24 protein-coding genes and 1 tRNA gene are annotated in these 25,693 nt (G+C 61.3%); 11 read left to right on the forward strand and 14 right to left on the reverse strand.

Translation table 11 applies throughout. The annotated features are described in order from the left end of the window. Positions 1 to 12 precede the first annotated feature (12 nt). From VVD49_RS12395 to VVD49_RS12445, 11 genes are all read right to left on the reverse strand, one after another. Positions 13 to 660 (reverse strand): deoxynucleoside kinase, encoded by a 648-nt coding sequence (locus tag VVD49_RS12395; RefSeq protein ID WP_327599492.1) that lies wholly within the window; start codon positions 658 to 660, stop codon positions 13 to 15. A 43-nt stretch (positions 661 to 703) separates the two neighbouring features. Beyond that, a complete protein-coding gene (locus tag VVD49_RS12400) occupies positions 704 to 1,057 on the reverse strand; it encodes a DMT family protein (protein ID WP_327599493.1) in 354 nt (117 codons plus the stop codon). Between the two features lie 32 nt (positions 1,058 to 1,089). Then, positions 1,090 to 1,593, reverse strand: coding sequence for a 2-amino-4-hydroxy-6-hydroxymethyldihydropteridine diphosphokinase (folK, locus tag VVD49_RS12405; protein ID WP_327599494.1), 504 nt, complete (start codon positions 1,591 to 1,593; stop codon positions 1,090 to 1,092). After that, entirely contained in the window at positions 1,593 to 2,951 is a 1,359-nt protein-coding gene (gene pcnB / locus VVD49_RS12410; protein WP_327599495.1) for a polynucleotide adenylyltransferase PcnB, read from the reverse strand. The genes folK and pcnB overlap by 1 nt, the downstream gene beginning before the upstream one ends. 137 nt (positions 2,952 to 3,088) lie before the next feature. Further along, positions 3,089 to 4,189, reverse strand: a complete 1,101-nt coding sequence (locus tag VVD49_RS12415; protein ID WP_327599496.1) for a PAS domain-containing protein — start codon at positions 4,187 to 4,189, stop codon at positions 3,089 to 3,091. A gap of 153 nt (positions 4,190 to 4,342) precedes the next feature. Then, on the reverse strand, positions 4,343 to 4,849 hold the full coding sequence (locus VVD49_RS12420) for a DNA-deoxyinosine glycosylase (RefSeq protein ID WP_327599497.1): 507 nt from the start codon (positions 4,847 to 4,849) through the stop codon (positions 4,343 to 4,345). Positions 4,850 to 4,930: 81 nt separating this feature from the next. Beyond that, positions 4,931 to 5,596: a histidinol-phosphatase gene (locus VVD49_RS12425; protein WP_327599498.1), complete on the reverse strand. Its 666-nt coding sequence runs from the start codon at positions 5,594 to 5,596 to the stop codon at positions 4,931 to 4,933. A gap of 40 nt (positions 5,597 to 5,636) precedes the next feature. After that, positions 5,637 to 6,296 carry an HdaA/DnaA family protein gene (locus VVD49_RS12430; protein WP_327599499.1) on the reverse strand — a complete coding sequence of 220 codons (660 nt, stop codon included), beginning with the start codon at positions 6,294 to 6,296 and terminating at the stop codon, positions 5,637 to 5,639. A gap of 131 nt (positions 6,297 to 6,427) precedes the next feature. Beyond that, positions 6,428 to 7,936: an efflux transporter outer membrane subunit gene (locus VVD49_RS12435; protein WP_327599500.1), complete on the reverse strand. Its 1,509-nt coding sequence runs from the start codon at positions 7,934 to 7,936 to the stop codon at positions 6,428 to 6,430. Further along, the gene (locus VVD49_RS12440; RefSeq protein ID WP_327599501.1) at positions 7,933 to 11,100 is read right to left on the reverse strand and encodes an efflux RND transporter permease subunit; all 3,168 of its coding nucleotides are present in this window, start codon (positions 11,098 to 11,100) and stop codon (positions 7,933 to 7,935) included. Before VVD49_RS12440 ends, VVD49_RS12435 begins: the two co-directional genes overlap by 4 nt. A 6-nt stretch (positions 11,101 to 11,106) precedes the next feature. Beyond that, positions 11,107 to 12,702 (reverse strand): efflux RND transporter periplasmic adaptor subunit, encoded by a 1,596-nt coding sequence (locus VVD49_RS12445; protein WP_327599502.1) that lies wholly within the window; start codon positions 12,700 to 12,702, stop codon positions 11,107 to 11,109. Between the two features lie 326 nt (positions 12,703 to 13,028). Between VVD49_RS12445 and VVD49_RS12450 the strand changes: the two genes are divergently transcribed. The 4 genes from VVD49_RS12450 to VVD49_RS12465 all read left to right on the forward strand — a co-directional run bounded on the left by VVD49_RS12450 (position 13,029) and on the right by VVD49_RS12465 (position 17,628). Next, complete coding sequence (locus VVD49_RS12450) at positions 13,029 to 14,168, forward strand: AIR synthase-related protein (RefSeq protein WP_327599503.1); 1,140 nt, start codon at positions 13,029 to 13,031, stop codon at positions 14,166 to 14,168. Positions 14,169 to 14,397: 229 nt separating this feature from the next. Then, positions 14,398 to 15,819, forward strand: a complete 1,422-nt coding sequence (locus VVD49_RS12455) for a circularly permuted type 2 ATP-grasp protein (protein ID WP_327599504.1) — start codon at positions 14,398 to 14,400, stop codon at positions 15,817 to 15,819. Positions 15,820 to 15,822: 3 nt separating this feature from the next. Further along, positions 15,823 to 16,803 (forward strand): alpha-E domain-containing protein, encoded by a 981-nt coding sequence (locus VVD49_RS12460; RefSeq protein ID WP_327599505.1) that lies wholly within the window; start codon positions 15,823 to 15,825, stop codon positions 16,801 to 16,803. An 84-nt stretch (positions 16,804 to 16,887) separates the two neighbouring features. Beyond that, positions 16,888 to 17,628, forward strand: a complete 741-nt coding sequence (locus tag VVD49_RS12465) for a proteasome-type protease (RefSeq protein ID WP_327599506.1) — start codon at positions 16,888 to 16,890, stop codon at positions 17,626 to 17,628. Between the two features lie 137 nt (positions 17,629 to 17,765). Here VVD49_RS12465 and VVD49_RS12470 read toward each other — a convergent pair whose 3' ends face one another. The 3 genes from VVD49_RS12470 to VVD49_RS12480 are packed head-to-tail and all read right to left on the reverse strand — an operon-like array spanning position 17,766 to position 20,478. Beyond that, a complete protein-coding gene (locus VVD49_RS12470) occupies positions 17,766 to 18,302 on the reverse strand; it encodes a DUF6817 domain-containing protein (RefSeq protein ID WP_327599507.1) in 537 nt (178 codons plus the stop codon). An 8-nt stretch (positions 18,303 to 18,310) separates the two neighbouring features. Continuing rightward, positions 18,311 to 19,234 (reverse strand): ribosome small subunit-dependent GTPase A, encoded by a 924-nt coding sequence (gene rsgA, locus VVD49_RS12475; protein ID WP_327599508.1) that lies wholly within the window; start codon positions 19,232 to 19,234, stop codon positions 18,311 to 18,313. Next, positions 19,231 to 20,478 (reverse strand): M48 family metallopeptidase, encoded by a 1,248-nt coding sequence (locus VVD49_RS12480; RefSeq protein ID WP_327599509.1) that lies wholly within the window; start codon positions 20,476 to 20,478, stop codon positions 19,231 to 19,233. Before VVD49_RS12480 ends, rsgA begins: the two co-directional genes overlap by 4 nt. A gap of 100 nt (positions 20,479 to 20,578) precedes the next feature. Here VVD49_RS12480 and orn point away from each other — a divergent pair, with 100 nt between their 5' ends. The 7 genes from orn to VVD49_RS12515 form a co-directional block, all read left to right on the forward strand. Continuing rightward, positions 20,579 to 21,136 (forward strand): oligoribonuclease, encoded by a 558-nt coding sequence (gene orn / locus VVD49_RS12485; RefSeq protein ID WP_327599510.1) that lies wholly within the window; start codon positions 20,579 to 20,581, stop codon positions 21,134 to 21,136. Between the two features lie 64 nt (positions 21,137 to 21,200). Next, positions 21,201 to 21,277: transfer RNA gene (locus VVD49_RS12490), tRNA-Val, on the forward strand. Between the two features lie 195 nt (positions 21,278 to 21,472). Next, a complete protein-coding gene (thrS, locus tag VVD49_RS12495) occupies positions 21,473 to 23,389 on the forward strand; it encodes a threonine--tRNA ligase (RefSeq protein ID WP_327599511.1) in 1,917 nt (638 codons plus the stop codon). Between the two features lie 29 nt (positions 23,390 to 23,418). Beyond that, the gene (infC, locus tag VVD49_RS12500) at positions 23,419 to 23,940 is read left to right on the forward strand and encodes a translation initiation factor IF-3 (protein WP_327599975.1); all 522 of its coding nucleotides are present in this window, start codon (positions 23,419 to 23,421) and stop codon (positions 23,938 to 23,940) included. Between the two features lie 132 nt (positions 23,941 to 24,072). Then, positions 24,073 to 24,270: a 50S ribosomal protein L35 gene (rpmI, locus tag VVD49_RS12505; protein WP_327599512.1), complete on the forward strand. Its 198-nt coding sequence runs from the start codon at positions 24,073 to 24,075 to the stop codon at positions 24,268 to 24,270. Positions 24,271 to 24,287: 17 nt separating this feature from the next. Then, entirely contained in the window at positions 24,288 to 24,644 is a 357-nt protein-coding gene (gene rplT / locus VVD49_RS12510) for a 50S ribosomal protein L20 (RefSeq protein WP_327599513.1), read from the forward strand. A gap of 194 nt (positions 24,645 to 24,838) precedes the next feature. Further along, on the forward strand, positions 24,839 to 25,693 hold an 855-nt coding region (locus VVD49_RS12515), incomplete at its 3' end, for a phenylalanine--tRNA ligase subunit alpha (protein ID WP_327599976.1).

Genomic DNA, 25,693 nt, shown 5'->3' on the forward strand with positions numbered 1-25,693 from the left:
TGATACGACGGCTTACTGCGCCGCCGAATAGCCGAAAAACTCGCGGTAGCTGCGCATCGCAAACAGCCGCTTGTAGAGCAGTTCGAAGTCTTCGTCCTGCTCGACCGGATTCAGTTCCTCGGCATTGACGATGAACAGGGGCGAGCGGTCGTACTGGTGGAAGAACTGCGCATAGCGCTCGACGACGCGCTCGAGGTAGCCCTCGGTGATCTTGCGCTCGCTGTCCATGCCGCGACGCCTGACGCGCTCGATGAGGGTCTCTGGCTTCGCCTGCAGGTAGATCACAAGATCCGGTGCCGGTGCTTGCGGATGCAGGCTCTCGTAGAGGCGCTGGTAGAGGCGCTCTTCGTCGTTATCGACAAGCGTCAGGCTGGCGAACAGTGGATCTTTCTCCAGCAGGAAATCGCTGACCACACGCTGCCCGTCGCGGCGCAGCGGATCCAGCTCACGCAGCAGATCGGTGCGCTGGAACAGGAACTCGATCTGCGTCGGCAGCGCCCAGCGCTCCATGCTTTGATAGAAGCGGCCGAGGAAGGGATTCATCTCGGGCTGTTCGAGCAGCACATTGGCATTCATACGCTCGGCCAGGCGTCTGGTCAGTGTGGTCTTGCCGGCACCGATCGGGCCTTCAACAACAACGTAGCGTGCTTTTTCGAGCATTGCTCAATTCCGGAATGGTGGGGTGAACGAGCGCCAGGAGCACTCAGCTGCGGAACATGAAATACACGGCGCCAAGCATACACAGGCCGGCCCACAGGTAGTCGAGCTTGAGCTGCTGACCCATATATAAGACAGCAAAGGGCACGAAGACCGACAGGGTGATGACTTCCTGCAGGATCTTCAGCTGCCCCAGCGTCATCGTCTGCGCGCCGATGCGATTGGCAGGCACCTGCAGCAGGTATTCGAACAGCGCGATGCCCCAGCTGACCAGTGCCGCGATGATCCACGGGCGGTTGCCAAGATTCTTCAGGTGACCGTACCACGCGAAAGTCATGAAGACGTTCGAAGCGGTCAACAGAAGAACTGTGGGTGCCCATGTCGGGAGCCAGGTTGGCATGGCGGACCTCGTTTCGTGAACTGCGGTGGATGTCAGACGGGCGTGATGACCTGCGTGGCAACGCCCGGCAGCAAGGTCTTTACGATGCCCTTGCCGGGAATTGCCAGGTCCGGATCGATGTCGGCGAGCGGTACCAGTACAAAGGCCCGTTCGTGCATGCGCGGGTGAGGTACTTGCAGGCCGTGCTGGTCAACGATGCGATCGGCATAGATGAGCAGGTCGAGGTCCAGGGTGCGTGCCGCATTCTGTACGCTGCGTGTGCGACCAAAGCTCTTTTCGATGGCCAGCAAGGTTTCGAGCAACAGGGTCGGGCCCAGTGCGGTCTCGATGCGCACCACCGCGTTGATGTAGTCGGGTTGCGTGTCGCTGCCTTCGGCGACGCCCATCGGGGCCGTGCGGTACAACCCTGACTGCGCCTGCAGGCGACAGTGCGGCTGTTTGCCCAGCGCTGCAATCGCGTCACTGACAGTGCCGATCGGGTCTTCACCCAGGTTGGCGCCGATTCCGATCCATGCCTGAACAGTCGTTAACAACATCAGCCTGCGGAACCATCACTGCTTACCGGCGCGGCATTGCTGCCAGCGGCCTTGGGCTTGCGTGGGCGACGACGGCGTTTGCGGCCCGGGTCGAGTTTCTCCGGTTGCATCATGCCTTCGCGATCTTCTGCATTCGCATGCGCAAAGGCATCCCACCAGTCCGGCAACTCCATCGGGATCTCACCGCTCTCGGCACGCAGGCGCAGGAAGTCGTAACCGGCGCGATAGCGTGGCTGTTCGATGAGGCGATAAGGCATCTTGCCGGAGCGCTTTTCGAAGCGTGGTTGCAGGCCCCAGATTTCGGTGATGTCCGCCGAGACCCGGCGCGTGATGGCCAGTTTCTCGGCCTGGATTTCCAGCACTTCGTTCATGGCGGCCAGCAGGGCAGGCGTCGTGTGTTCGCCTTTTTCGCGGCGGGCAGTCCAGTTGGCCAGCACTTCGTGCCACAGCAAGGTGGCGAAGAGGAAACCAGCGGATATGGGTTTGTCATCGCGGATGCGCTGGTCGGTATTCTCCAGCGACAACCAGACGAATTTTTCGCCCTGCGGTTGATTCAGGATCACGTCGAGCAGCGGCAGCAGGCCCTTGTGCAAGCCTTCCGAATGCAGGCGCTTGAGGCTCACCACGGCGTAACCGCTGGTGAGCAGTTTCAGCATCTCGTCGAAGAGGCGCGCTGCGGGTACGTTCTCGAGCAGTTCCGAGACCTCGGTGATCGGCTTGCGCGCGGCGGGGTCGATGATTAGGCCAAGCTTCGCGGCGAGGCGTACTGCACGCAACATGCGCACCGGGTCTTCACGGTAGCGCTGTACCGGGTCACCGATCATGCGCAGGGTTTTCTGCTTGAGGTCGGCAACACCATGGTGGTAGTCCGTCACCACTTCGGTAGAGGGATCGTAGTAGAGCGCGTTGACCGTGAAGTCACGGCGCGTGGCGTCTTCCGCCTGTGTGCCATACACATTGTCGTGAAGTACGCGACCATGTTCGTCGGTGACCGTATCGGCGTCGTGCAGGGCGCGGAAGGTGGAGACCTCGATGGTCTCGTTGCCGACCATGACGTGCACGATCTTGAAACGACGACCGATGATGCGTGCGCGGCGGAACTGCTCGCGTACCTGTTCCGGCGTGGCATCGGTAGCGACGTCGTAGTCCTTCGGCGGAATGCCTGCGATGAGGTCACGCACTGCGCCGCCGACCACGTAGGCTTTGTAGCCGGCCTCCTGCAGGCCCGCGCAAACGCGTCTTGCGGCAGGGGATAGATCTTCGCGGCGGATGCCGTGCAATGCGACAGGGATCAGAGCAGGGGCATTCAGCGGGGCAGTCTCACGCTTGAAAACGCGACGCAACAGTTTGCGGATCATTCAGGCAGGGTCCGGACAGGGGAGCTTGTAAAACAAGGAATTATAGCGGGGAACCGTCCGCTAAGGCTCGTCCTGACAAGCTACGCGCGCCGTGCTTCCCGTCGCGGGAAGGCGTGGGGAGACACCCGCGCAGTGACTCAGCTGGGTGAGGCTCGGGCCCGGCCGCTGTTCACCGGTGCGCCATTGAGCAAGCCTGCGCGCGGCAGGTTGGCCGTGTCACGCGGCCGGGCGGGATCGGCCTGTGCCGGGCGGTCGGTATAGGTGCCGATCAGCACGCGGTTGCCCTCCGCGTTGCGGCCGGCGGTCTTGCGCGACATCAGCGCGCGCGCGTTGCCCAGGGCGTCGATCAGCCAGCAAGGCTCGGCCATTTGCGGCGAATCCATCTGGGCCAGCATCGACATCTCGTGCATCTCGTCGCCGAGGATGACATCGTTGTCGGTCAACTCGTTGGCGCGGCGGCCGATGATCTGCTCGGCCGGCAAACCCATGAGTTCGGCAAAGGCCTCGTTGACCATCAGGTAGTAGAGCTCTTCGTCTTTCACGTACACCGGGATCGGGATGGTGTTGAGAACGAAACTCAGGAAATGGTTCTGCCGCAGGTGCTTGTTGCCTTGTGTCTGGGCTTCGCGCTCGGCTTGCCGCCACATCGACACGTTTTGCGTACTGCCGACGATGAGCGCCTGTCCATGCTCGTCGTGACACAGGCGTTTGGAGACCGTCCGGAAAATCTCCTGGCCGCTGTCCGGATGAAAGACCCGCTCTTCCTTGAGGATGCTGCGTCCGCTGAAGACCTGCTTGTCTTCCGTTTCGGACTCGGTCGCATGGCCACGCTCATCGCGCATCTTGCTGATGGGCGCGGCCAGGATTTCCTCGCGGCTCATCGCGCGCAGCTCGCAGAAGGCCTCATTGACAAAGGTGTAGTGGCTGTTCGCATCCTTCATGAAAATCGTCGCCGGAATTGCATCGAGCACGCGCACGAAGTAGGCACGCGTGGCGGCCAGCGCACTGGCAGCCTGTTTGCGTTCGATGCTCGACTCGGCTTGCTGCAGACGGGAGACGAAGATCAGCAAGAGCGACATCAGCACGCTGCTCGCGGTTGCGATACCGGCGCCAGTTGTTCCGAAGAACGTGCCTCCCAGTGCGGCATTGATGACGATGGCCACGAGGCAGACTGGAGTAACCCATCGGCTGAGCCGGCTTGGTGGCAGATGCATTTCCTGCGGGGCTGTACGTTGCATGATGGGCCCTCCTGCGGTGGCGTTTACCGCGCTTCTGCAGTCATGCTGGTCCGCAGGGGTTGTCGCTGCAATTTGCGCAAATCCCTAATGCGTGACTTAGTACCGCTTACGCCGTAGAAGGAGTGCCGACCAGTCGAACGCGAGGGGGCGTCTTCAGTCCTGGCGCAGGGCTGCCGACCAGACTGCCAGTTTATCGCCCAGCCGGATTGCTGCGTTGGCCGGGCTGGTCGAAGGCAGGCGCGCATACTGCAAGGTCAGCGAGAGCGGCAGGTGTGGCTGCACTTGCCGCATGAAGAGCGATTCAGCGGCCGTGCCGTTGAAGCACACACGACGTATCGCCGGGTGGCTCGCAAAGAACGCAATAAAGTCGTTGGGCACTGCCGAAGTCTTGTCTATCGCCGTGTCCAGACTGCCTTCACGCACGCAGCTTTCCAGCACATCCCATACGGCGATACCGGCTTCTGTCACGGATTGCACGCGTGATGCATAACTGCCCGCCGGGTCGAACCCCAGCACACTGCCGAGAATCTTCCAGAACTGGTTCTGCGGGTGCGCATAGTATTGCTGCGCATCGAGTGAGGCGATGCCCGGCATGGAGCCGAGGATCAGCAGGCGGGCGTTATGGGCAGCAAGGGGAGGGAAGCTGCAGACGTGTGCCATCGCAAGGGTTCAGTGATTGTTCTGCAACCCTGGGAGTGGCGTCACTACAACGTTGCGGACAATTGATCGAAGCTACGTCGGTTACCCGCGCAGGCTCATCACCGGCCACTCCGCCGCCAGAGCATGCGCATGCAGCGTGGTGTCGGGATCGATGGCGACAGGATGGGTGACGTGCTTGAGCATCGGCAAGTCATTGAGCGAGTCGCTGTAGAACCAGCTCTCCTCGAAGCTATCCCAGTTCAGCGCCATGGATTCCAGCCAGGCCTCGACGCGGATCAGCTTGCCTTCCTTGAAAGCCGGCGTGCCGCGCACCTCGCCCGTGAAGCGGCCATGTTCCTGCGCGGGCACCGTTGCAATGAGATGCGAGACGCCGAAGGCGCGTGCGATCGGGCCGGTGACGAAGGCGTTGGTGGCGGTGACGATGGCGACCAGTTCGCCATCTTCGATATGCCGGCGCACGAGATCCTTGCCTTTGGCCAGCATCATCTTGCTGATGCGGGTCTGCATGAAATCTTCGTGCAGCTTGTCGAGCTCGGCGCGCGGGATGGCCGCCAGGGGGGCCAGCACGAAGCGCAGGAAGGCGGCGTTGTCGAGCGTGCCGGCCTTGTAGTGCTCGAAGAACTCGTTGTTGCGCGCCTGGTACTCGGCAGCGTCTACCGCGCCGCGCTCACAAAGAAACTCGCCCCAAGCGTGATCGGAGTCGCCGTGAAGCAAGGTGTTGTCGAGGTCGAACAGGGCGAGCTTCATGATTTCAATTCCAGTGGGTGTGTAGCGAGGTTTGCAGATGTCATTCCGCGCGCAGTATCTCACGCAGCAAGGGCAGGGTGATCGGGCGGCCGAGGCTCAGGCTGGCCTCGTCGAGTGCATCGAGCACGGCCATCAGCCAGGGCAGGTCGCGGCGGCTGCGACGTAGCAGGTAGCCGACCATCTCGCGCGTGAAGCGCATGCCGCGACTGTCGGCGTGCTGCATCAGGGTTTCGATCTTCTGCTCGTCGGTCAGCGGGCGCATCTCGAAGATCAGGCCTTGCGCGATGCGGCTGGAAACGTCGTCGCGCATCACCAGGCTGGCGGGCGGCTCACTGCCGGCGACGATCAGGCTTTGCTGGCGCTCGCGCGCATTGATCAGGATGCGGAACAGTTCGGCCAGCGAGGCTTCGCTTTGCGCGCCGAGGTCGTCGACGCACAGCAATCCCTGGTCGCCGGGCGAGGCCATGTCGTCACCATCGCTGACCAGGCGCGACGGGCGCTGGCCTTGTATTTCGGCAATGGCGGCAAGGAGCAGATGGCTGCGGCCGCTGCCGGTCGGGCCCCATATATAAAGCAGGCTGCCATCGCGGCGGCTGAGTTGCTCGCGTAACGCGGCGATCAAAGGAGCGTTATCGCCGGGGACAAAATTGGCGAGGCTGGGCGTGAAATCGGGGCGAACGTCGAGAATGAGCTGCTTCACGCGGAATTCCGGCGGCGAGGGAAAAGAGCCTGTCGATGAGGCCAGGAGGGCCGGATTTTACCGCAGCGGGCATGGCGCCGCCCGGGAATCGGGAAGGGCCGGTTTCCTGTAGAGCTGCCGCGCTAGCAGCGTCAGTGCGCTGCGGGCCTGGGGGCACCCTCGTCGTCGCTCACCTGCCATGAGCCGCCGATGGCCTTGTAGATATTCACGAACTGCGTCAGCGCGTCAGCCTGCGACTGTGCGAGTTGCAACTCGGCGCTGAACAGGCTGCGTTCGGCGTCCAGCACTTCGAGGTAGCTCGTGTAGCCGCCGTCATAGCGCAGGCGGGCGAGGCGCGAGTAGCTGCGCAATGCGTCGACGCGCGTGAAGACTGCGTCACGCGCGGCTTGTGTTTTCTGCAGGCCGATGAGCGCGTCGTCCGTCTCCCGGAAAGCGGTCTGGATGGCCTTGCGGTACTGGGCGAGTGCCTGTTGCTGGCGCGCTTCGGCGGCTTGCACCTGCCCGCTGATGTTGCCGGCGGTGAAGATTGGCATGGTGGCGTTGGCGGCAAAGCTCCACACGCGGCCGGGGCCGCTGAACAGGCCATTGAGCGAAGTCGATGCGCCGCCGAACAGCCCTGTCAGCGAGATGCTCGGAAAATACAGCGCGCGCGCAGCGCCGATATTGGCGTTGGCAGCGACGAGATTCTGCTCGGCTTGCAGGACATCAGGCCGGCGGTTGAGCAGGTCGGAGGGCAGGCCCGAGGGCACGGCGAGCGGGATCAACTGGTCGATACGCTTGCCGCGCGCGATGGGCCCGGGGTTGCGCCCCACGATGACCGACAGGGCGTTCTCCTGCAGCGCGATAGCTTGTTCGATGGTCGGCACGGCGGCCAGTGCGGAGGCGTATTCGGAGCGCGCCTGGCTGTATTCCAGCTCCGATACCACGCCACCCTTGTAGCGCTTGTCGAAGAGTTCGAAGGCGCGGAGCCGGCTCTCCAGCGTGGCCTTGGCAACCTCGAGTTGCTGATCGAGGTCGCGCAGATTGATGTAGCCGTTGGCGACGGCCGCGGTCAGTGACAGCACGACGCCGCGCCGGGCCTCCTCGGTCGCCAGCAGATTGGCCCGCGCCGCCTCGGTCTGGCGCCGCACGCGGCCGAACAGGTCGATCTCCCACGAGGCAAACACGTCGGCCTGCACGCTATTGAAGGGGTTGCGGGGCGACGCACCGGTGTTGGTACGTTCGCTGGCACGCTGGCGCGCACCGTCGATCTCGCCGCCGACCTGCGGGAACATTGCCGAGCGTGTCGTGCCGAGAATGCCGTAGTACTCATCGATGCGCGCGGTGGCGGCGAGCAGGTCCTGGTTATTGGTCAATGACTCTGCGATCAGCGTATCGAGGGCGGGATCCTGCAAGGCTTGCCACCAGTGCTGGCCAGCGATCTCGGCGTTGCTGGGGGCAGGGGTGGGGGATGCGTTCTGCGACCGGTAGGCGGCAGGCACCTCTACATCGGGGCGACTGTAATCGGGGCCCAGCGTGCAGGCGGCCAGCATGCTTGCCAGCGCGGTCACGGCCAGCCGAGCGGAGCGCGTTACAGGCAAACGCTGCTGCCTTTCCGCCTCGTGCGGCGACTTTATCCAGAGACTGTCGCGGGCGCTCATGGCTGCTCCGTATCGGGATGTGTGCTGGCTGGCGCGACGGGCGCTTGAGGCTTTTTCATCGCGCGGGAGGAGAGCGTCTCCAGTCCCCAGAAGAACATCGGTATGAAGAAGATGGCAATCACCGTCGCGCCCAGCATGCCGCCGATAACGCCCGTGCCCAGCGAGTGTCGGCTGGCAGCCGAGGCACCGGAGGCGATGGCGAGCGGAATGCAGCCGAGGATGAAGGCCAGCGAAGTCATGACGATGGGGCGCAGGCGCAGTTTGGCGGCTTCCAGCGCGGCGTCGTAGGGCGACTTGCCTTCTTTCTCACGGATCTCGACGGCGAACTCGAAAATGAGAATGGCATTCTTCGCGGCGAGCGCGATGAGTACGGTGAGGCCGATCTGGAAGTACACATCGTTCTGGATGCCACGCAACCAGATCGCCACCAGCGCACCGAACAACGCGAAGGGCACGGCGAGCAATACGCCCAGTGGCAGCGACCATTTCTCGTACTGCGCTGCGAGGATCAGGAACACCATCACCAGCGCGAAGGCGAACACCACGGCAGCCGTAGAGCCGGAACTCTTTTCTTCGCGCGCCTGGCCGGACCACTCGTAGCCGAAATCGGACGGCATCACTTCCTTGGCGATCTCCTCCATGGCGGCAAGCGCCTGGCCCGAGCTGTAGCCGGGCGCCGCATCGCCGGAGATCTTGGTTGCCGGGAAATTGTTGAAGCGCGTCACGATGTCGGCGCCGCTCGTGTAGCGCGATCGGGTGACGGCCTTGAGCTGCACCATCTGGCCGCTGTGGTTGCGCACGTACATGTTCTGCAGGTCTTCGGGCTTGGTGCGGTAGTCCGGCTCGGCTTGCAGGATCACCTGGAACAGGCGACTGTTCTTCGGGAACTGGCTCACGTAGAGCGAGCCGAATAGCGTCTGCAGGGTCGAGTAGATGTCCTGCACGGGCACGCCCAGCGTCTCCGCTTTCTCGCGGTCGACCTCCACCATCAACTGCCGTGAATTGGTGTTGATGGTGGAGTTCACGCCGCGCAGTTCGGGGCGCTGTCGGGCCTTGGCGATGATGGCACGCGTGACTTCCTCAAGTTTCTGCAAGGAAGCGTTGCCCTTGCTCTGCAACCAGAACTCGAATCCGCCAGTGGTGCCAAGACCGGGAATCGATGGCGGGTTGACCGGCACGATGACGCCTTCGCGGATGCTCGCGAATTCATGCTGGGCAGACGCCAGCAGGGTGCTCGCATGCAGCGAGTCGTCCTTGCGCTCTGAGAAGGGCTTGAGCGAGACGAAGAGCGTGCCGGCGTTCGACTTGGTCTGTCCATCGATGAGGCTGTAGCCGGTGGCGGCGGCGACGGCATGCACGGCGGGGTGCTTCTCGAACCAGGTGGCGGCGCGATCCATCACGGACTCGGTGCGGTCGAGGCTGGCGGCATCGGGCATGATGTTGGCGCCCAGCACATAGCCCTGGTCCTCGACCGGCAGGAAGGCACTCGGGATGCGGTTGAACAGGCCGACCATGAGGAAGATCAGCCCGCCGATGAGGATGAGCGACACCACGACGCGTTTGATCACCAGTGCGGACAGGCTGGTGTAGCGGGTGGCCAGCTTGTCGAAGCTGGTGTTGAACCACTTGAAGAAGCCGCGCTTCTCCTTGTGCTCGGGCTTGAGCAGGATGGCGGCCAGCGCCGGTGACAGCGTCAGCGCGACAAGGCCCGACAGCACGACCGACACGGCCAGCGTCACCGCGAACTGCTTGTAGAGCTGACCGGTGATGCCCGACAGGAAGGCCACCGGAATGAAGACCGCGCACAGTACGAGCACGATGGCGACCACCGGGCCGCTGACTTCATCCATGGCTTTCTTGGCTGCCTCCTTGGGCGAAAGATGAAACTCCGCCATGTTGCGCTCGACGTTTTCGATGACCACGATGGCGTCGTCCACTACGATGCCGATCGCCAGCACGAGGCCGAATAGCGTAAGCATGTTGATCGAGAAGCCGAAGATGGTGAGGCCGATGAAGGTGCCGATGATGGATACCGGCACGGCGAGGATGGGCACCAGCGTCGCGCGGAAGCTCTGCAGGAAGACAAACACGACCAGGATCACGAGAATCACCGCATCGCGGAAGGTGTGTACCACTTCGTTGATGGACTCTTGCACGAACTCGGTGGTGTCCAGCGACACGGCGTAGTCCAGCCCCTGCGGGAAGCTCTTTTTCAGCTCATCGAGCGTGGCGCGTACCTGCTTCGACACATCCAGCGCGTTGGCACCGGGTTGCTGGTAGACGGCAATCAGCGTGGCTGTCTTGCCGTTGTACTTGGCGCGCATCGAGTAATCCTTGGCGCCGAGTTCGGAGTGGCCGACGTCCTTGATGCGCACGATGGCGGCATTCTCGTTGCTGGCGCGCAGGATGATGTTGTCGAACTGGCGTGCCTCGGTCATGCGGCCTTCGGTGACGACGGGCAGGGTCTGTTGAACCGGGCGGCTGGTGGGTGACTGGCCGAGGCGGCCGCCGGCGTACTGCTGGTTCTGGGCCGCCACTACGTTCTGGATGTCAGTGGCGGTGAGGCCGAGGCTGGCCATGCGGTCCGGTTTCAGCCAGATGCGCATGGCGTAATCGGGCGAGCCCATGATGGAGGCCTGGTTGGCGCCGGGCAGGCGTTTGAGTGCGTCCAGCACGTAGATGCTGGCGTAGTTGGAGACGTAGGTCTGGTCGAGGCTGTTATCGGGCGAGTAGACGGCAATGACCATCATGAAGCTTGAGGAGCGCTTCTGTACCGACACGCCTTGCGCTGACACGGCCTGGGGCAGCAGCGGCAGGGCGAGGTTCACGCGGTTCTGCACGTCCACTTGCGCGAGCGAGGGGTCGGTGCCGATGTTGAAGTACACCGACAGCGTCATGGCACCCGTCGCCGAGGTCGTCGAATACATGTACATCATGTTGTCGGCGCCGTTGACCTGCTGTTCGATCGGCGCGGCAACGTTTTGCGACACCACCTCGGCCGAGGCCCCCGGGTAGGTGGCCGTGACCGACACGGTAGGCGGCGTGATGTCCGGAAACTGTGCGATTGGCAGATTCACCATCGCCACCGCGCCGGCAATCACCAGTACGATGGAGATGACCGAGGCGAAAACAGGTCGGTCGATGAAGAAGTGGGAGAGGCTCATCGTCGCTCACTCCGCCGTGACATCGACACGACGGGCGCGGCGCTTGTCCTCATCGCCGACGATGTCCTGCGGCTTCTGCAGGCGGATCCGTTCTGCCGGCACACCGGCTTCCTGCAGGGCTTGGCGCACAGTCTCGGCACGAGCGAGGGCCAGGCGGCTTCTGCGCTCGGGCGTGCCCTCGCTATCTACATAACCACTGACGATGATCGGGCTGGCACCGCTTTGCGCTTGTCGGGCAAGCTGCGCGAGCAACATCTGCGCGGTGGCGTCGAGGCGGGCACTGGCTCGTTCGAAGTAGATCGACGTCGTGTTGCCTGCGGCAGCAATAGGCGCGGCGGACGTAGGTGCTGCGGTAGGTGCTGCGGCAGGCGGTGGCGTGGTGGCCGCCTGCGTCTGGAGCGTCGGCGGCAGGTTGGGTGGGGGCGCGGTCGACGCTGCGGGTGCAGCGTTCCCGGAGGCTGCCGGCGAGGCTGCGCTGGCTTGCAACTCGGTGGGCTTGAGTGGCAGGCCGGGGGCGAGGCGCATGCCGCCATCGACCACGACGCGCTCGCCGGCGCGCAGGCCATTGGTCACCAGCCAGTCATCGCCTTGCCATTCACCGGTTTCGATGGCGCGCTGTTCGGCCTTGCTATCCTTGCCGACCAGCCACACGTAGGGCCCCTTGGGTCCTTGCTGGACGGCACGCTGCGGAACCACGATGGAGTTCGGTCGCGTCGCGTTCAGCACCCGTACCCTGACGAATTGCCCGGGCCGCAGCATTCCTTGTGGATTGGGTACCTCGGCACGCATCAGGAAGGTGCCGGTTTCCTGGCTGAAAGCCGCATCGGCGAACGTGATCAGGCCGGTATGCGGATAGACGCTGCCGTCGGCGAGGACGATCTGCACGCCCCAGCGATTGTTCGGCGCGCCCTTGAGCAAGCCTCGTTTCATCTCGTCCGCCGCGCGCAGTTGCTCGTTCTCCGACAGGCTGAAATTGACGCGCATCGGGTCGAGCTTGGCGACATAGGTCAGCAGGTTATTGGTGGCGTTGACGTAGGCCCCGTCCTGCACCTTGGCGAACGAAGAGAGGCCCGCTACCGGCGACTGAATGGTGGCGTAGGAGAGGTTCAGCTGCGCGTTGGTGACCTTGGCCTTGGCCGCCTCTACCGCTGCGGCCGCGGCCTGGGTCTGGCCCTTCGAATCGTCGAGGTCTTTCTGAGAAAGCGCGTTCTGTGCAACGAGAGGCTGGACGCGGTTGAGGTTTGCCTGTGCCGTGGTAAGGCGGGCCTGTTGCTGCGCGAGCTCTGACTGGGCCGCTACCAGATCGGCCTTGAAGGGCTTGGAGTCGATGATGAACATCGTCTGGCCGGGCTTGACCACGGCGCCTTCGCGATAGACACGCTGCTCGAGGAAGCCATCGACACGGGCACGGATCTCGACCTGCTGCGAGCTTTCGGTCTGGCCGACGAACTCGAAGGTGACCGGCGCGTCCTTGGGCTGGATAGTCTGCACGACCACGTCGGCAGCATGGGGCGCCGCGGGCTGTGCAGCCTCTTTCTTCTGGCAGCCCGTGAGCGACAGGACAAGGCCCAGGCCGATGAGGATTTTCCCCGGAAACCGCATGGCGCACTCCCTCTGAAGTAGATGAGTCGGCCCTCTGTACCTTGGGTGTCGACTGATCGAAAGCCCCGAAGCATTCGCGTGGCTGACCGTTGGCCCAGGGGGCCGGACGGACGAGCTGACGCTGCCTGGGCGACGTTACAGGCAGTCGCGGCGGCCGCCATCGTCCCAAGGTGCAAGGCGCTTTGCATCAAAGTGCATATCCAGCAGTGGGGCGGAGGAGGGTTCTGGTGGGGAAACCGGGGTGTGAGGGCGTGATTCTCAGATTGCTTCATGGGCGCCGCGCTGAACGGGTAAAATGCCGGTCTTTCTCCCTGCCGGAAGCCGTAATGTCTCAAAGCCCTGCCACCCCCGATGTTTCCTCCAGCGCGCCTCTTGATTACACCGCCGCTGGGGTGGATTACAGCAAGATCGATCCGCTCAAGATCCTGGCCCAGCAGGCTGCCAGCAGTACGAAGGGCAATCTTGCTGCGCATGGCGTGAGCGAAATCCCAGCCTCGCGCGGCGAGTCGGCATATGTGATGGAAGTGGGTGGCCAGCTCATTGCCTCGATCACCGAGTGCCTCGGTACCAAGGCGCTGGTTGCAGATGCCGTGCGTGCCATCACCGGCAAGACGCATTACGACAGCATCGCGCAGGACACCATTGCCATGGCGGTGAACGACCTGATCACTGTCGGCGCCACGCCCCTCTCCGTACATGCTTACTGGTCTGCCGGCGGTAGCGATTGGTTTGCCGACGAACAACGCATGCGTGATCTGGTGGCGGGTTGGCAGAAGGCTTGCGATGTCTGCAAGGTGAGCTGGGGCGGTGGTGAGACGCCGGCCCTGGCGGGCGTGGTCGAAGCGGGTCGCATCGACTTGGCGGCATCCAGCGTTGGCATCATTCCTTCGCGCGATCGCCTGACGCTTGGCGACAAGCTCGCCGCTGGCGACGCGATCGTGTTCCTTGCCTCGAGCGGTATCCATGCCAATGGCGTGAGCCTGGCGCGCAAGCTCGTCGAGCGCTTGCCCGAAGGCTATGCCACCAAGCTGTCCGATGGTCGTCTGTATGGCGAAGCGCTGCTGGATGCGACAGCCTTGTATGTACCCGTCACCGAAGCCTTGTTCGCGGCCGGCATCGTGCCGCATTACAGCGCCAATATCACCGGCCATGGCTGGCGCAAGATCATGCGTCACCAAGCCGAACTGACCTATCGCATCCACACGCTGCCCAGCGTGCCGCCGGTACTGTCCTTCATCCAAGAGCATGCAGGCATCGACGACCGCGAAGCCTATGGCAGCCTCAACATGGGCGCCGGCTTTGCCTTCTATGTTGCAGCCGAGCAGGCCGATGATGTGGTGCGCATTGCGCAATCCGTTGGCGTGCAAGCCTGGGTGGCTGGCCGCGTCGAGGCCGGGCCGAAGCAGGTGGTGATCGAGCCCCTGTCCGTGATCTACGCGGCGGACGATCTGAACCTGCGCGCCTGAGCGCGAGTCTCCCGACGCCAGATAAAGGCCCGCCACCGTGCGGGCCTTTGTTTTTTCGCGGCCTTCATATGAATGCTCTATTCTGGTGCCATCATTGAGTGCATGAATATTGCGGTGGGCGCGCTTGGTGCAGCGCCGCCGTGAAGCGCGAAGCATTTCCCTTTTCGTCGTATGGCATACGTTTCGCTTATGCTTTGTACAGAATTGATGGACTCGACGAGGTAACTGAATGTCAGCGACGCAATTCTTCAACGAGATGACGGATTTCAGCGGCGAGACCCGTCCTCATTACGAGAAGTTCTCGGACTGGCTGCAGACAACGCCGCCACAACGTCTCGCCGACAAGCGTGAGGCAGCCGATGCGCTGTTTCATCGTGGAGGCATTACCTTCGCCGTATATGGCGAGGCAGAGGGTACCGAACGTCTGATCCCGTTCGATGTCATCCCGCGCATCATTCCGGCCAAGGAGTGGGTCGATATGGCGGCAGGTTTGCGCCAGCGCGTGAAAGCCCTGAACGCCTTCATTCACGACATCTACCACGATCAGGAAATCCTCAAGGCAGGGCGCATTCCGCCCGAGCAGGTGCTCAACAACGCACAGTACCGGCCGGAGATGCAGGGCGTCGACGTCCCCGGCAATATCTATGCGGCCATTGCCGGTATCGATGTGGTGCGTGCCGGGGCCGGCGAGTACTACGTGCTCGAAGACAATCTGCGCGTGCCCTCCGGCGTGTCCTACATGATCGAAGACCGCAAGATGATGATGCGGCTCTTCCCTGAACTCTTCGCCAAGTACCGCGTAGCACCGGTCGAGCACTACCCCGACCTGTTGCTCGACACCTTGCGCGCAGTCTCGCAGAAGGGCGTGACCGACCCGACGGTCGTGGTACTCACGCCGGGCGCCTATAACAGTGCCTATTTCGAGCACGCCTTTCTCGCACAACAAATGGGCGTGGAGCTGGTCGAGGGGCGTGATCTCTTTGTCGATGGTGGCCATGTTTACATGCGCACCACGCAAGGGCCACAGAAGGTCGATGTGATCTATCGCCGGGTCGACGACGACTTCCTCGACCCACTGGCCTTCCGCAAGGATTCGATGCTGGGCGTGCCCGGCCTGCTGGATGTCTATCGTGACGGCAACGTGACGCTCGCCAATGCAATCGGTACAGGAGTGGCGGACGACAAGTCCATCTACCCGTATGTGCCGGACATGGTCGACTTCTATCTTGGCGAGAAGCCCCTGCTGAACAATGTGCCGACCTACATGCTGCGCAAGAAAGACGATCTGGCCTACACGCTGGACAATCTTGCCGACCTGGTCGTGAAGGAAGTTCACGGAGCCGGCGGCTACGGCATGCTCGTGGGGCCTGCTTCCACCAAGGAGCAGATCGAAGACTTCCGCAAGCGCATCGTCGCAGCGCCCGAGAAATACATCGCCCAACCAACGCTGGCCTTGTCGGCATGCCCGACCTTCGTCGAGCGTGGCATCGCGCCGCGTCACATCGACTTGCGTCCCTTCGTGTTGTCGGGCGGCAAGGAAGTGCGCTTCGTGCCGGGCGGCCTCACGCGCGTGGCGCTGAAAGAGGGCTCGCTGGTCGTGAATTCGTCACAAGGCGGCGGTACAAAAGACACTTGGGTTCTGGAGAGCTGAGCAATGCTGAGTAGAACCGCAGATCACCTGTTCTGGATGGCGCGCTACATGGAGCGTGCCGAGAACGTCGCACGCATGCTGGACGTCAACTACCGCATGTCCTTGCTGCCGCAAAGCGCCTCTGACGTAGAGCGCCAATGGCGCACGGCGCTGGATACGATGGGGCAACTGGAGAGCTACCAGAAACTCGGTGGTGCCTTCCAGGCGCTGGATGTCATGCGCTACATGGTGCTTGATCGCAGCAATCCATCGAGTATCTACTCCTGCCTGCGCGCAGCACGTGAGAACGCGCATGCGGTGCGTGGCACGCTGACTTCGGAGTTGTGGGAAACCACCAACGCCACCTGGATCGCCATGCGCAGCTTCAACCAGGTCGGGCTCGAAGGTGACGGCGCGAGTGAGTTCTTCGAGTGGGTCAAGTTCCGCTCGCATCTCTCGCGTGGCGTCACCGTGGGCACCATGCTGCGCGACGACTCCCTGCACTTCACGCGCATGGGTACCTTCCTCGAGCGGGCTGACAGCACGGCACGTCTGCTCGATGTGAAGTTCCACGAACTGAGCACCTCGGGCAAGCACGACGATGCGGCGGAGTACTACGAATGGAGCGCCATGTTGCGTTCCGTGTCGGGTTTCGAGATTTTTCGCCGCGTCTATCGTGACGTCATCACACCGAAGCGCGTCGTCGAGCTGCTCATGCTGCGTCGTGACATGCCGCGCTCGCTGGCGTGCTGCATGGAAGAGGTCTACAAGCTCCTGCAACAGGTTGCCAACCAGCGTTCCGCCGAGACGGAGCGACGGGCGGGCGAGCTGGCTGCGTCGCTGCGCTTTGGCCGTATCGACGACATTTTCGGCGAGGGCTTGCATGAGTACCTGACCGAATTCATTGGACGCGTGGCTGACCTTGGCAACCAGATCTCCAATGATTTCCTCGTGCCAGTCGTCGAAGTCAGTCAGTCGCAAACCCAGACAGCGACTACCGCGTAGCGCGGAGCGGGCAAGCTATTGCTTGTTCCGTGCAGTAAGCCCGCCTAAAATCCGGGCTGTTCACTACTTTTCGCAGGTTTTTGCATGACGTATTGCGTAGGCATGCTGCTGGATGCAGGCATGGTTTTCCTCTCTGATTCCCGCACCAACGCAGGGGTCGATCACATCAGCACCTTCCGCAAGACTTTCATCTTCGAGCGGCCAGGCGAACGTGTGCTCGTCCTCATGACCTCCGGCAATCTGGCGGTCACCCAGGCCATGGTGTCGATGCTCAAGTCGAAGCTGGATGCCGGTGACGATATCGAGAGCCTTTACAACGCGCCGAACATGTTCGCTGCGGCACGCCACGTCGGCGATACGCTGCGCGAAGTGCATCAGCGCGATGCTGAAGGCTTGGCCGCGTTCAGTATCGAGTTCAATGCATCCATCATCCTGGGTGGGCAGATCAAGGGCGAGCCTCCACGTTTGTTCACGGTTTACGCTGCCGGTAACTTCATCGAGGCAACGACCGAGACGACCTATTTCCAGATCGGGGAGTCGAAGTACGGCAAGCCCATCATCGACCGCACCATCACACGCAAGACCTCGCTGGACGATGCTGTGAAATGCGCCCTGATCTCGATGGACTCCACCGTCAAATCAAACCTGTCAGTCGGTTTGCCGCTTGATCTGGTGTGCGTGCATACCGACGAGTACAGCATTGCAGTTCATCAAAGCATCGATTCGTCGAATCCTTATTTCTCAGCCTTGCGCCAGCGCTGGGGCGACTCCTTGCGCCACGCCTTCGACGAACTTCCGCGGCCGGATTGGCTGGCGGGGCTTTAGAGCGCGCAAGCAAAGGACTGGGCGCACGCCGCGTGCGTTGGCCCGCGCGCTGTCCTTCGCCTGCTCTTTGCGGACTGCCTTGTCACACGCTCGCTCTAACCTGGTTCTTAATAGTCAAGAATCAATCAGGTTACGGGTCAGCCAAGCAGGCGGTTGCATGTTTCGAAGCCGGTTGAACTCACCCAAGGCCGCATTCTCTCGAACAATTGAGCCAGGCTTGCCCCGTATTGCGCACGGAAGTCAGCGTCGGCTTCCGCAAGCTCTAGCTCATTGGCCAAGGTTAGTTCGCACAGGTCACGGAGCTGCGATTCGCTGATGGCGTATTCGCCATTCGTAAAGCGGTCGCAGAAGGTGAGTTGTTGCTGAGTGCCTATGCGGGGATAGAACTTCTTCCGGTCGCAGGCACAGTAGAGATAAGCGAGTGTTTCCGCTTCTTCGCCGATCACTGCTGAAATGCGACTGCGCAGGTTCAGGTCGATCAGCGATTGGTCGAAGCCATCGGTGCCATAGACCGCGTGATAAAGACCCGCGCGGCACAGCGCTTCGCGATTTCCCCAAGCTCTTAGTAGCTGTGCCGTGCCACGCAGATGTTCAGCGAGCGGGCCATGCATATGGGTGATCGCACCTGCGCCAAGCTCTTCGAGAAACGCGAGGAGGTCGCCGTCAGAAGGCATTTCAGACTTCAGTACTTTGCTACGACAGAGAAGCGCTTTTCCGCCAGCAAGGCGAGCAGTGCCTGATAGCGGCGTGGAGACATGCGCCCTTCATCCACGGCCAGTCGCACCGCGCAGTCCGGTTCCTTCTCGTGCTTGCAGTCGCGGAAGCGGCAGGTGCCGAGCACCTCACGTATCTCGCGGAAGCTCGCTTCGATCTCACCCGTGCCGAGGTGCGCCAGTGCGAAGACCTGCAAGCCAGGACTGTCGATCAGCGCGCCACCTTCCGGCAAGTCATACAGGCGCGAATGCGTCGTGGTGTGCTTGCCCGAGTCGAGCACTTCCGAAATCTCGCGCGTTGCTGCGTTAGCTTCTGGAATCAACGCATTGGTGAGTGTGGATTTGCCCATGCCGGATTGGCCGACCAGCAGGCTCGTCTGGCCAATGAGGCGTTCGCGTAGCAGGCTCACGTCCGACATCGCGCTGAGTTCGAGTACCGGGTAGCCGATGCTGGAGAACTGCTTCAGCGCTTCGCGTGCGGCAGGCAGGGCAGGGGTGATGTCGCATTTGTTGAGGACGATCAGGGCAGGAATCGGCACCTCTTGCGACTCGGCGCCGCACAGGCAGCGCGTCACCAGTTCGTCGTTGAAGCTCGGCTCGGTCGCCACCACGATTACGATCTGCGTGAGGTTGGCGGCGATGAGTTTTTCCTTGAAGGCATCTGCGCGATACAGGATGTTGTCGCGCGGCATCAGCTCGTCGATGACGCCTTGCTTGTCGCCCGTCAGCGCGATTTCGACGCGGTCGCCACAGGCGTAGACGCTCTTCTTGGCGCGGGGAAAGCAACGCAGCTTGTCGCCCGCGCGTTCGCCGCCTTCGAGCACGACTTCATAGTGGCGACCGAACGCTGCAACGATGCGCCCATGCAGTTTCGTGTCTGCAGCGGCGCTCATTGCGCTTGCAACCGCGCAATGCGGATCGACGCTGGTGGATGCGAGTCGTAGAACAGCGAGTGCAGCGGGTCAGGCGTCAGCGTTGAAGCGTTCTCCTTGTAGAGCTTCACCAGTGCTGTGACCAGATCGCGCGAGTTGGCTTGCTTGCAGGCATAGGCGTCCGCCTCGAACTCATGCTTGCGCGACCACATGCTGGTCAGCGGCGTGAGCGGGAACAGAAGAACAGGCAAGGCCATGGAGAACAGGATCAGCGCCATGGCATTGCTATGCGTCTGCACGCCGAGGCCTTGATAGAACCAGTCCTGTTGCGTGACGAAGCCGAGCACCCACAGCAGGCCCAATACGGCAAGGCCCATCACGCCGATACGCTTCCACAGGTGGTGGTGCTTGAAGTGGCCGAGTTCGTGCGCGAGCACGGCCTCGACTTCGGATGGCTGTAGTGATGACAGAAGCGTATCGAAAAACACGATGCGCTTGCCTGCGCCGAAGCCCGTGAAGTACGCATTGCCGTGCGCCGAGCGTTTCGAGCCGTCCATGACAAACAGCCCTTTGGAGCGGAATCCGCAACGGGTCAGCAAGGCTTCGACGCGTGCCTTGACGCTTTCATCCGCCAGTGGCGAAAATTTGTTGAACAAGGGGGCGATGAAAATCGGATAAACGATCATCGTCACGAGGTTGAGCCCCAGCCAGAAGGCCCATACCCAGATCCACCAGTTGGCGCCCATGCGTCCCATCAGCCAAAGCACGGCCCACAGCACGGGCGTGCCGATGACAACGGCCAGTACGAGCTGCTTGAGCGTATCCGCAACAAACATTCTGGGCGTCATGCGATTGAAGCCGAAGCGGGCCTCAAGCTTGAAGATGCCATACAGCGTTGCCGGCAAGTCATAGATGAATCCGACCGCCGCCAGTAGCCCGAAAAGCACGACGCCATGCCACAGGCCGCTCGGCTCGAACCATTCCGCGGCGACCTGAGACAGGAACTGGAGTCCGCCGCCAAGCGTGAGGATCAGCAGCCAGATCGTGCCCAGTGCGAGTTCGATGCGTCCGAGCTTGCCTTTGGCCAATGTGTAGGCAGCGGCCTTGCGATGATCCGTCAGCGAAATGCTGCCGTTGAATGCATCGGGCACGCGGTCACGGTGCTGGGCCACGTGTTTCGCCTGGCGCAGACTCAACCACACTCGTACCGAAACGCTGATCAACAGGGCAAGCACGAAGACAGTTGTGAAAATCGAAGCGGTCATGAGATTTCTTGGCGTCAGGGCTGGGGCAAAACCGGGCTTGGCAAGCGGGTGCCACATGAGAGAATGCCGAACCCGAATCATCAGGAATGGCGCAAGGATTATGGCACAGGACCAGAATTACCTCGTTTGGCTGGACATGGAGATGACTGGTCTCGAACCAGACACCGATCACATTATTGAAGTTGCAATGATCGTTACCGATGCGCAGCTCAATACGATTGCCGAGAGCCCCGTCATCGTCGTGCACCAGCCCGATAGCGTTCTCGACGCAATGGATGAATGGAACAAGGGTACGCATGGCCGCTCCGGCCTCATCTATCGCGTCAAGGCATCGACGATGAATGAAGCGGAAGCGGAGCAGGTGTTGCTCGACTGGATGAAACAGTACGTGCCCGCGCGCACGACGCCGATGTGTGGCAATACGATTGGCCAGGATCGCCGTTTCATGGCGCGCTGGATGCCGCAACTCGAAGCGTATTTCCACTACCGCAACCTGGATGTCAGCACGCTCAAGGAGCTCGCACGTCGCTGGAATCCCGAAGTGTTCAAAGGTGTGCAGAAGCGTGGTGCCCACACTGCATTGGCGGACATTCTCGAATCCATCGAGGAGCTCAAACACTACCGCGACACCTTCCTGCGCTTGCCTGCTGCAGATTGATTGCACATTCATTGCAGAGTTTGTTTGACACGCCGGAGCCAGTCCGTATAATGCGCAGCTCTTCAGGCGCGTAGCTCAGTTGGTTAGAGCGCTTCCTTGACATGGAAGAGGTCGGGGGTTCGAATCCCTCCGCGCCTACCAGATCAGATGGAGTAAGAAATGATGTTCCGAACTACGGCTGTGCAAACTTCGTAATCAGGCCGGAACATTTTTTCGAGAGACTCCGCACCCGGCAGAACGGGTGCAAAGAATAAAGTGCGGCTTGCCCGCACTTTTTTTTCGTCCGCAGTTTTGTAACACCCCGGCCGTACTTGAATAACTCATAAAGAGCAGATCATGCCCAACATCACGCTTCCTGACGGTTCGGTCCGCAGCTTCGATGCAGCAGTTTCCGTGTTCGACGTCGCCGCCTCGATTGGCGCCGGCCTTGCCAAAGCCGCACTGGCCGGTAAGGTAGATGGTGTCGTTGTCGACACCTCTTATGTGATGAACAAGGATGCATCGCTCGCCATCGTTACGGATCGCGATGCGGATGGTTTGGATGTAATCCGTCACTCGACGGCGCACTTGCTGGCCTACGCGGTGAAAGAGCTGTTCCCCGATGCGCAGGTGACGATCGGTCCGGTGATCGAAAACGGCTTCTATTACGACTTCGCCTACTCACGCGCTTTCACGCCTGAAGATCTGGCCGCCATCGAGAAGCGCATGACCGAGCTGGCCAAGAAGGATATTCCCGTCACGCGCGAGGTCTGGGATCGCGACGAGGCCGTGAAATTCTTCGATGGCATTGGCGAGAAGTACAAGGCCGAGATCATTGGAAGCATTCCCGCGGGCGAGAAGATTTCGCTGTATCGCGAAGGTGATTTCATCGACCTGTGTCGCGGCCCGCACGTGCCTTCCACGGGCAAGCTCAAATTCTTCAAGCTCATGAAGGTGGCTGGCGCTTACTGGCGCGGTGATGCGAAGAACGCCCAGCTGCAGCGCGTGTACGGCACGGCCTGGGCGAAGAAGGAAGAGCTCGACGCTTACCTGCACATGCTGGAAGAAGCAGAGAAGCGCGACCATCGTCGTCTCGGCAAGCTGCTGGACCTGTTCCACATGCAGGACGAAGCGCCCGGCATGGTGTTCTGGCACCCGAAGGGCTGGACGCTGTGGCAACAGGTCGAGCAGTACATGCGCGCGCGTTTGATCGAAGGTGGTTATAACGAGGTGCGCACGCCGCTGATGATGGACCGCGTGTTGTGGGAGAAATCCGGCCACTGGGAAAACTACCGTGACAATATGTTCACGACGGAGTCCGAGAAGCGCGACTACGCCGTGAAGCCGATGAACTGCCCGGGCCACGTGCAGATCTTCAATCACGGCTTGCGCTCTTATCGCGATCTGCCGCTGCGCCTGGCGGAATTTGGTTCCTGCCACCGCAATGAGCCGTCCGGCGCGCTGCATGGTCTGATGCGCGTTCGCGGCTTTGTGCAGGACGACGCACACATCTTCTGTACCGAAGACCAGATCGAGTCCGAAGCCATTGTTTTCGACCAGCTTCTGATGAGCGTCTACAAGGACTTCGGTTTCCACGATGTGGCCGTCAAGCTGGCGTTGCGCCCTGAGAAACGCGCCGGCTCCGACGAAGTATGGGATCGCGCGGAAGATGGTTTGCGCCGCGCGCTCAAGGTGTCCGGCAAAGAGTGGGAAGAGCTGCCGGGCGAAGGCGCGTTCTACGGGCCGAAAGTGGAATACCACATCAAGGATGCGCTTGGCCGCTCCTGGCAGTGCGGCACGATCCAGCTTGATTTCGTGCTGCCCGAGCGTCTCGATGCCGCATACGTAGCCGAAGACAACACACGCCAGCGCCCGGTCATGCTGCATCGGGCCATCCTCGGTTCCCTCGAGCGCTTCCTTGGCATCCTGATCGAAAACTTCGGCGGCGCCTTCCCGTTATGGCTGGCGCCGACCCAAGTGGTGGTCTTGAATATCTCTGAAGGTCAGTCCGAATACGTCTCCGGTGTGGTCAAAACCCTACTCGAAAACGGCTTCAGAGCATCAGCCGATTTGCGGAACGAGAAAATTACCTATAAAATCCGCGAACATAGCTTGCAGAAGCTTCCCTATTTGCTGGTTGTCGGCGAAAAGGAGAAAGAAGCGGGTACCGTTGCGGTACGTGCTCGTGGCGGCGAAGACCTCGGCGTCATGCCTGTAAGCGAACTGATCGAGCGGCTTCGTCGCGAAGTTGATTCACGCGGCGCAGGCGCTTGATTTTTTTCTAATTCATGGAGAACTGAGCCATCGCACAGGACAAGTCGCACCGCATCAACCGGGAAATCACAGTACCCCAGGTGCGGTTGGTAGGAGAGGATAACGAGCCGCTGGGTGTTGTTTCCATCCAGGAAGCGCTCGCTATGGCCGAAACAGCAGAAGTCGATCTGGTCGAGATTGCGCCGCAAGCGGTGCCGCCAGTTTGCCGACTGATGGACTACGGCAAGTTCAAGTATCAGGAGCAGAAGCGCGCGCACGAAGCGAAGCTGAAGCAAAAGCAGATTCAGGTGAAGGAAGTGAAGCTGCGCCCGGGTACGGACGAAAACGACTACCAGATCAAGATGCGCAACATGGTCAAGTTCCTCGGCGAGGGCGACAAGGTCAAAGTGACCCTGCGATTCCGCGGTCGTGAAATGGCCCACCAGGAGTTCGGTATTCGCCAGCTCGAGCGCATCAAGGCCGATCTCGAAGAGCAGGTTGTGGTTGAGCAGTTCCCCAAGCTCGAAGGCCGTCAGATGGTGATGGTCTTGGCGCCAAAGAAGAAGCAGTAAAGATTTCAGGGGCGCGAAAGCGCACTCGACGGCTTGCAGGAGCGCCGTAAAGCTCTTGCGAAACACGTGATAGTCCGGTCTACAAGTATCTGCATTGCAGATCACCGGCCGTCATGAACATCGGAGTATGCAATGCCAAAGATGAAAACCAAGTCTGGCGCGGCGAAGCGATTCAAGATTCGCGCCGGTGGCAGCGTAAAACGCGGTCAAGCGTTCAAGCGCCACATCCTGACCAAGAAAACCACCAAGTCGAAGCGTCAGCTCCGCGGTATGACGGCAGTGCACAGCACTGACACCGATCGTATCCGCGCCATGATGCCCTACGCTTAACTGAGAGGAGATAGAAAATGCCTAGAGTTAAACGTGGTGTAACGGCTCGCGCCCGTCACAAGAAAGTTCTTGATCAAGCCAAGGGTTACCGCGGCCGCCGCAAGAGCGTATACCGCATCGCCAAACAGGCGGTGATGAAGGCTGGTCAATATGCATATCGTGACCGTCGTCAAAGGAAGCGTCAGTTCCGTCAGCTGTGGATCGCCCGTATCAACGCCGCTGCGCGTGAAGTCGGTCTGACCTACAGCCGTTTCATGAACGGTCTGAAGAAGGCAGCGATTGAAGTTGACCGCAAGGTTCTGGCTGATCTGGCCGTGTTTGACAAGCCTGCTTTTGCAGCGCTCGCAGAACAAGCCAAGGCCAAGCTGGCGTAAGTGTTCCGACACTGAAGCTGGAGAAAAAAGGAGGCCTGGCCTCCTTTTTTTTCGCCTGTTTTTAGTCTGGCGCAGGTGCAATGCAGCTGGACTTCCGATAAGATTCAAGACCTTGTGCCGCATTCTTCGCGCTTTGTGGAATGCAGTCCGGCACACTGTTCTTTCTCCAGACAGGGTCTGTTGTGAGTGCTCTAGTGAGTAATTTCGATCAAATACTCTCGGAAGCGCAGGCCGCTTTCGCCGCGGCGGCGGACGCTCCCGCCCTCGAACAGGCCAAGGCCCGCTTCCTTGGCAAGAGCGGCAGCCTTACCGAGCTGCTCAAGGGGCTCGGCAAGCTCGACCCCGACGCGCGCCGCACCGCGGGCGCCGAAATCAATCAATGCAAGACCGCCGTCGAAGCCGCGCTGGAAGCGCGCCGCGATGCCTTGCGCTCCGCTCAGCTCGAAACGCAGCTGCGTGCAGAAGCGCTGGACGTGACTTTGCCGGGGCGTGGTCAGGGTTCTGGTGGCCTGCATCCCGTCAATCGCATCCTCGAGCGTTTCGAAACGCTGTTCCGCTCGATTGGTTTCGAGGTGGCAGACGGCCCCGAGATCGAAGGCGACTGGCATAACTTCACCGCACTGAACACACCCGAGAATCACCCGGCGCGTTCGATGCACGACACCTTTTACCTGAAGGATGCGCCCGGCGTGCTGTTGCGGACGCATACGAGCCCGGTACAGATCCGCGCCATGCAGGTTCACGCCGAGAAGTACAAGGATGGCGACATGCCCGAGCTGCGCATCATTGCGCCGGGCCGCGTCTACCGTGTCGATTCCGATGCTACGCACTCTCCGATGTTCCACCAGGTTGAGGGCCTGTGGGTTGGCGAGCACATCAGCTTCGCGGGCCTCAAGGGCGTCATCATCGACTTCCTCAAGCGCTTCTTCGAGACGGATGAATTGCAGGTGCGTTTCCGCCCATCCTTCTTCCCGTTCACCGAGCCTTCCGCCGAGATCGACTTCGCCTTCATGAGCGGCCCGAACAAGGGCAAGTGGCTCGAGATCGCA

It is taken from the genome of Uliginosibacterium silvisoli, assembly GCF_036017035.1.
In the GTDB taxonomy this organism is placed as follows: domain Bacteria; phylum Pseudomonadota; class Gammaproteobacteria; order Burkholderiales; family Rhodocyclaceae; genus Viridibacterium; species Viridibacterium silvisoli.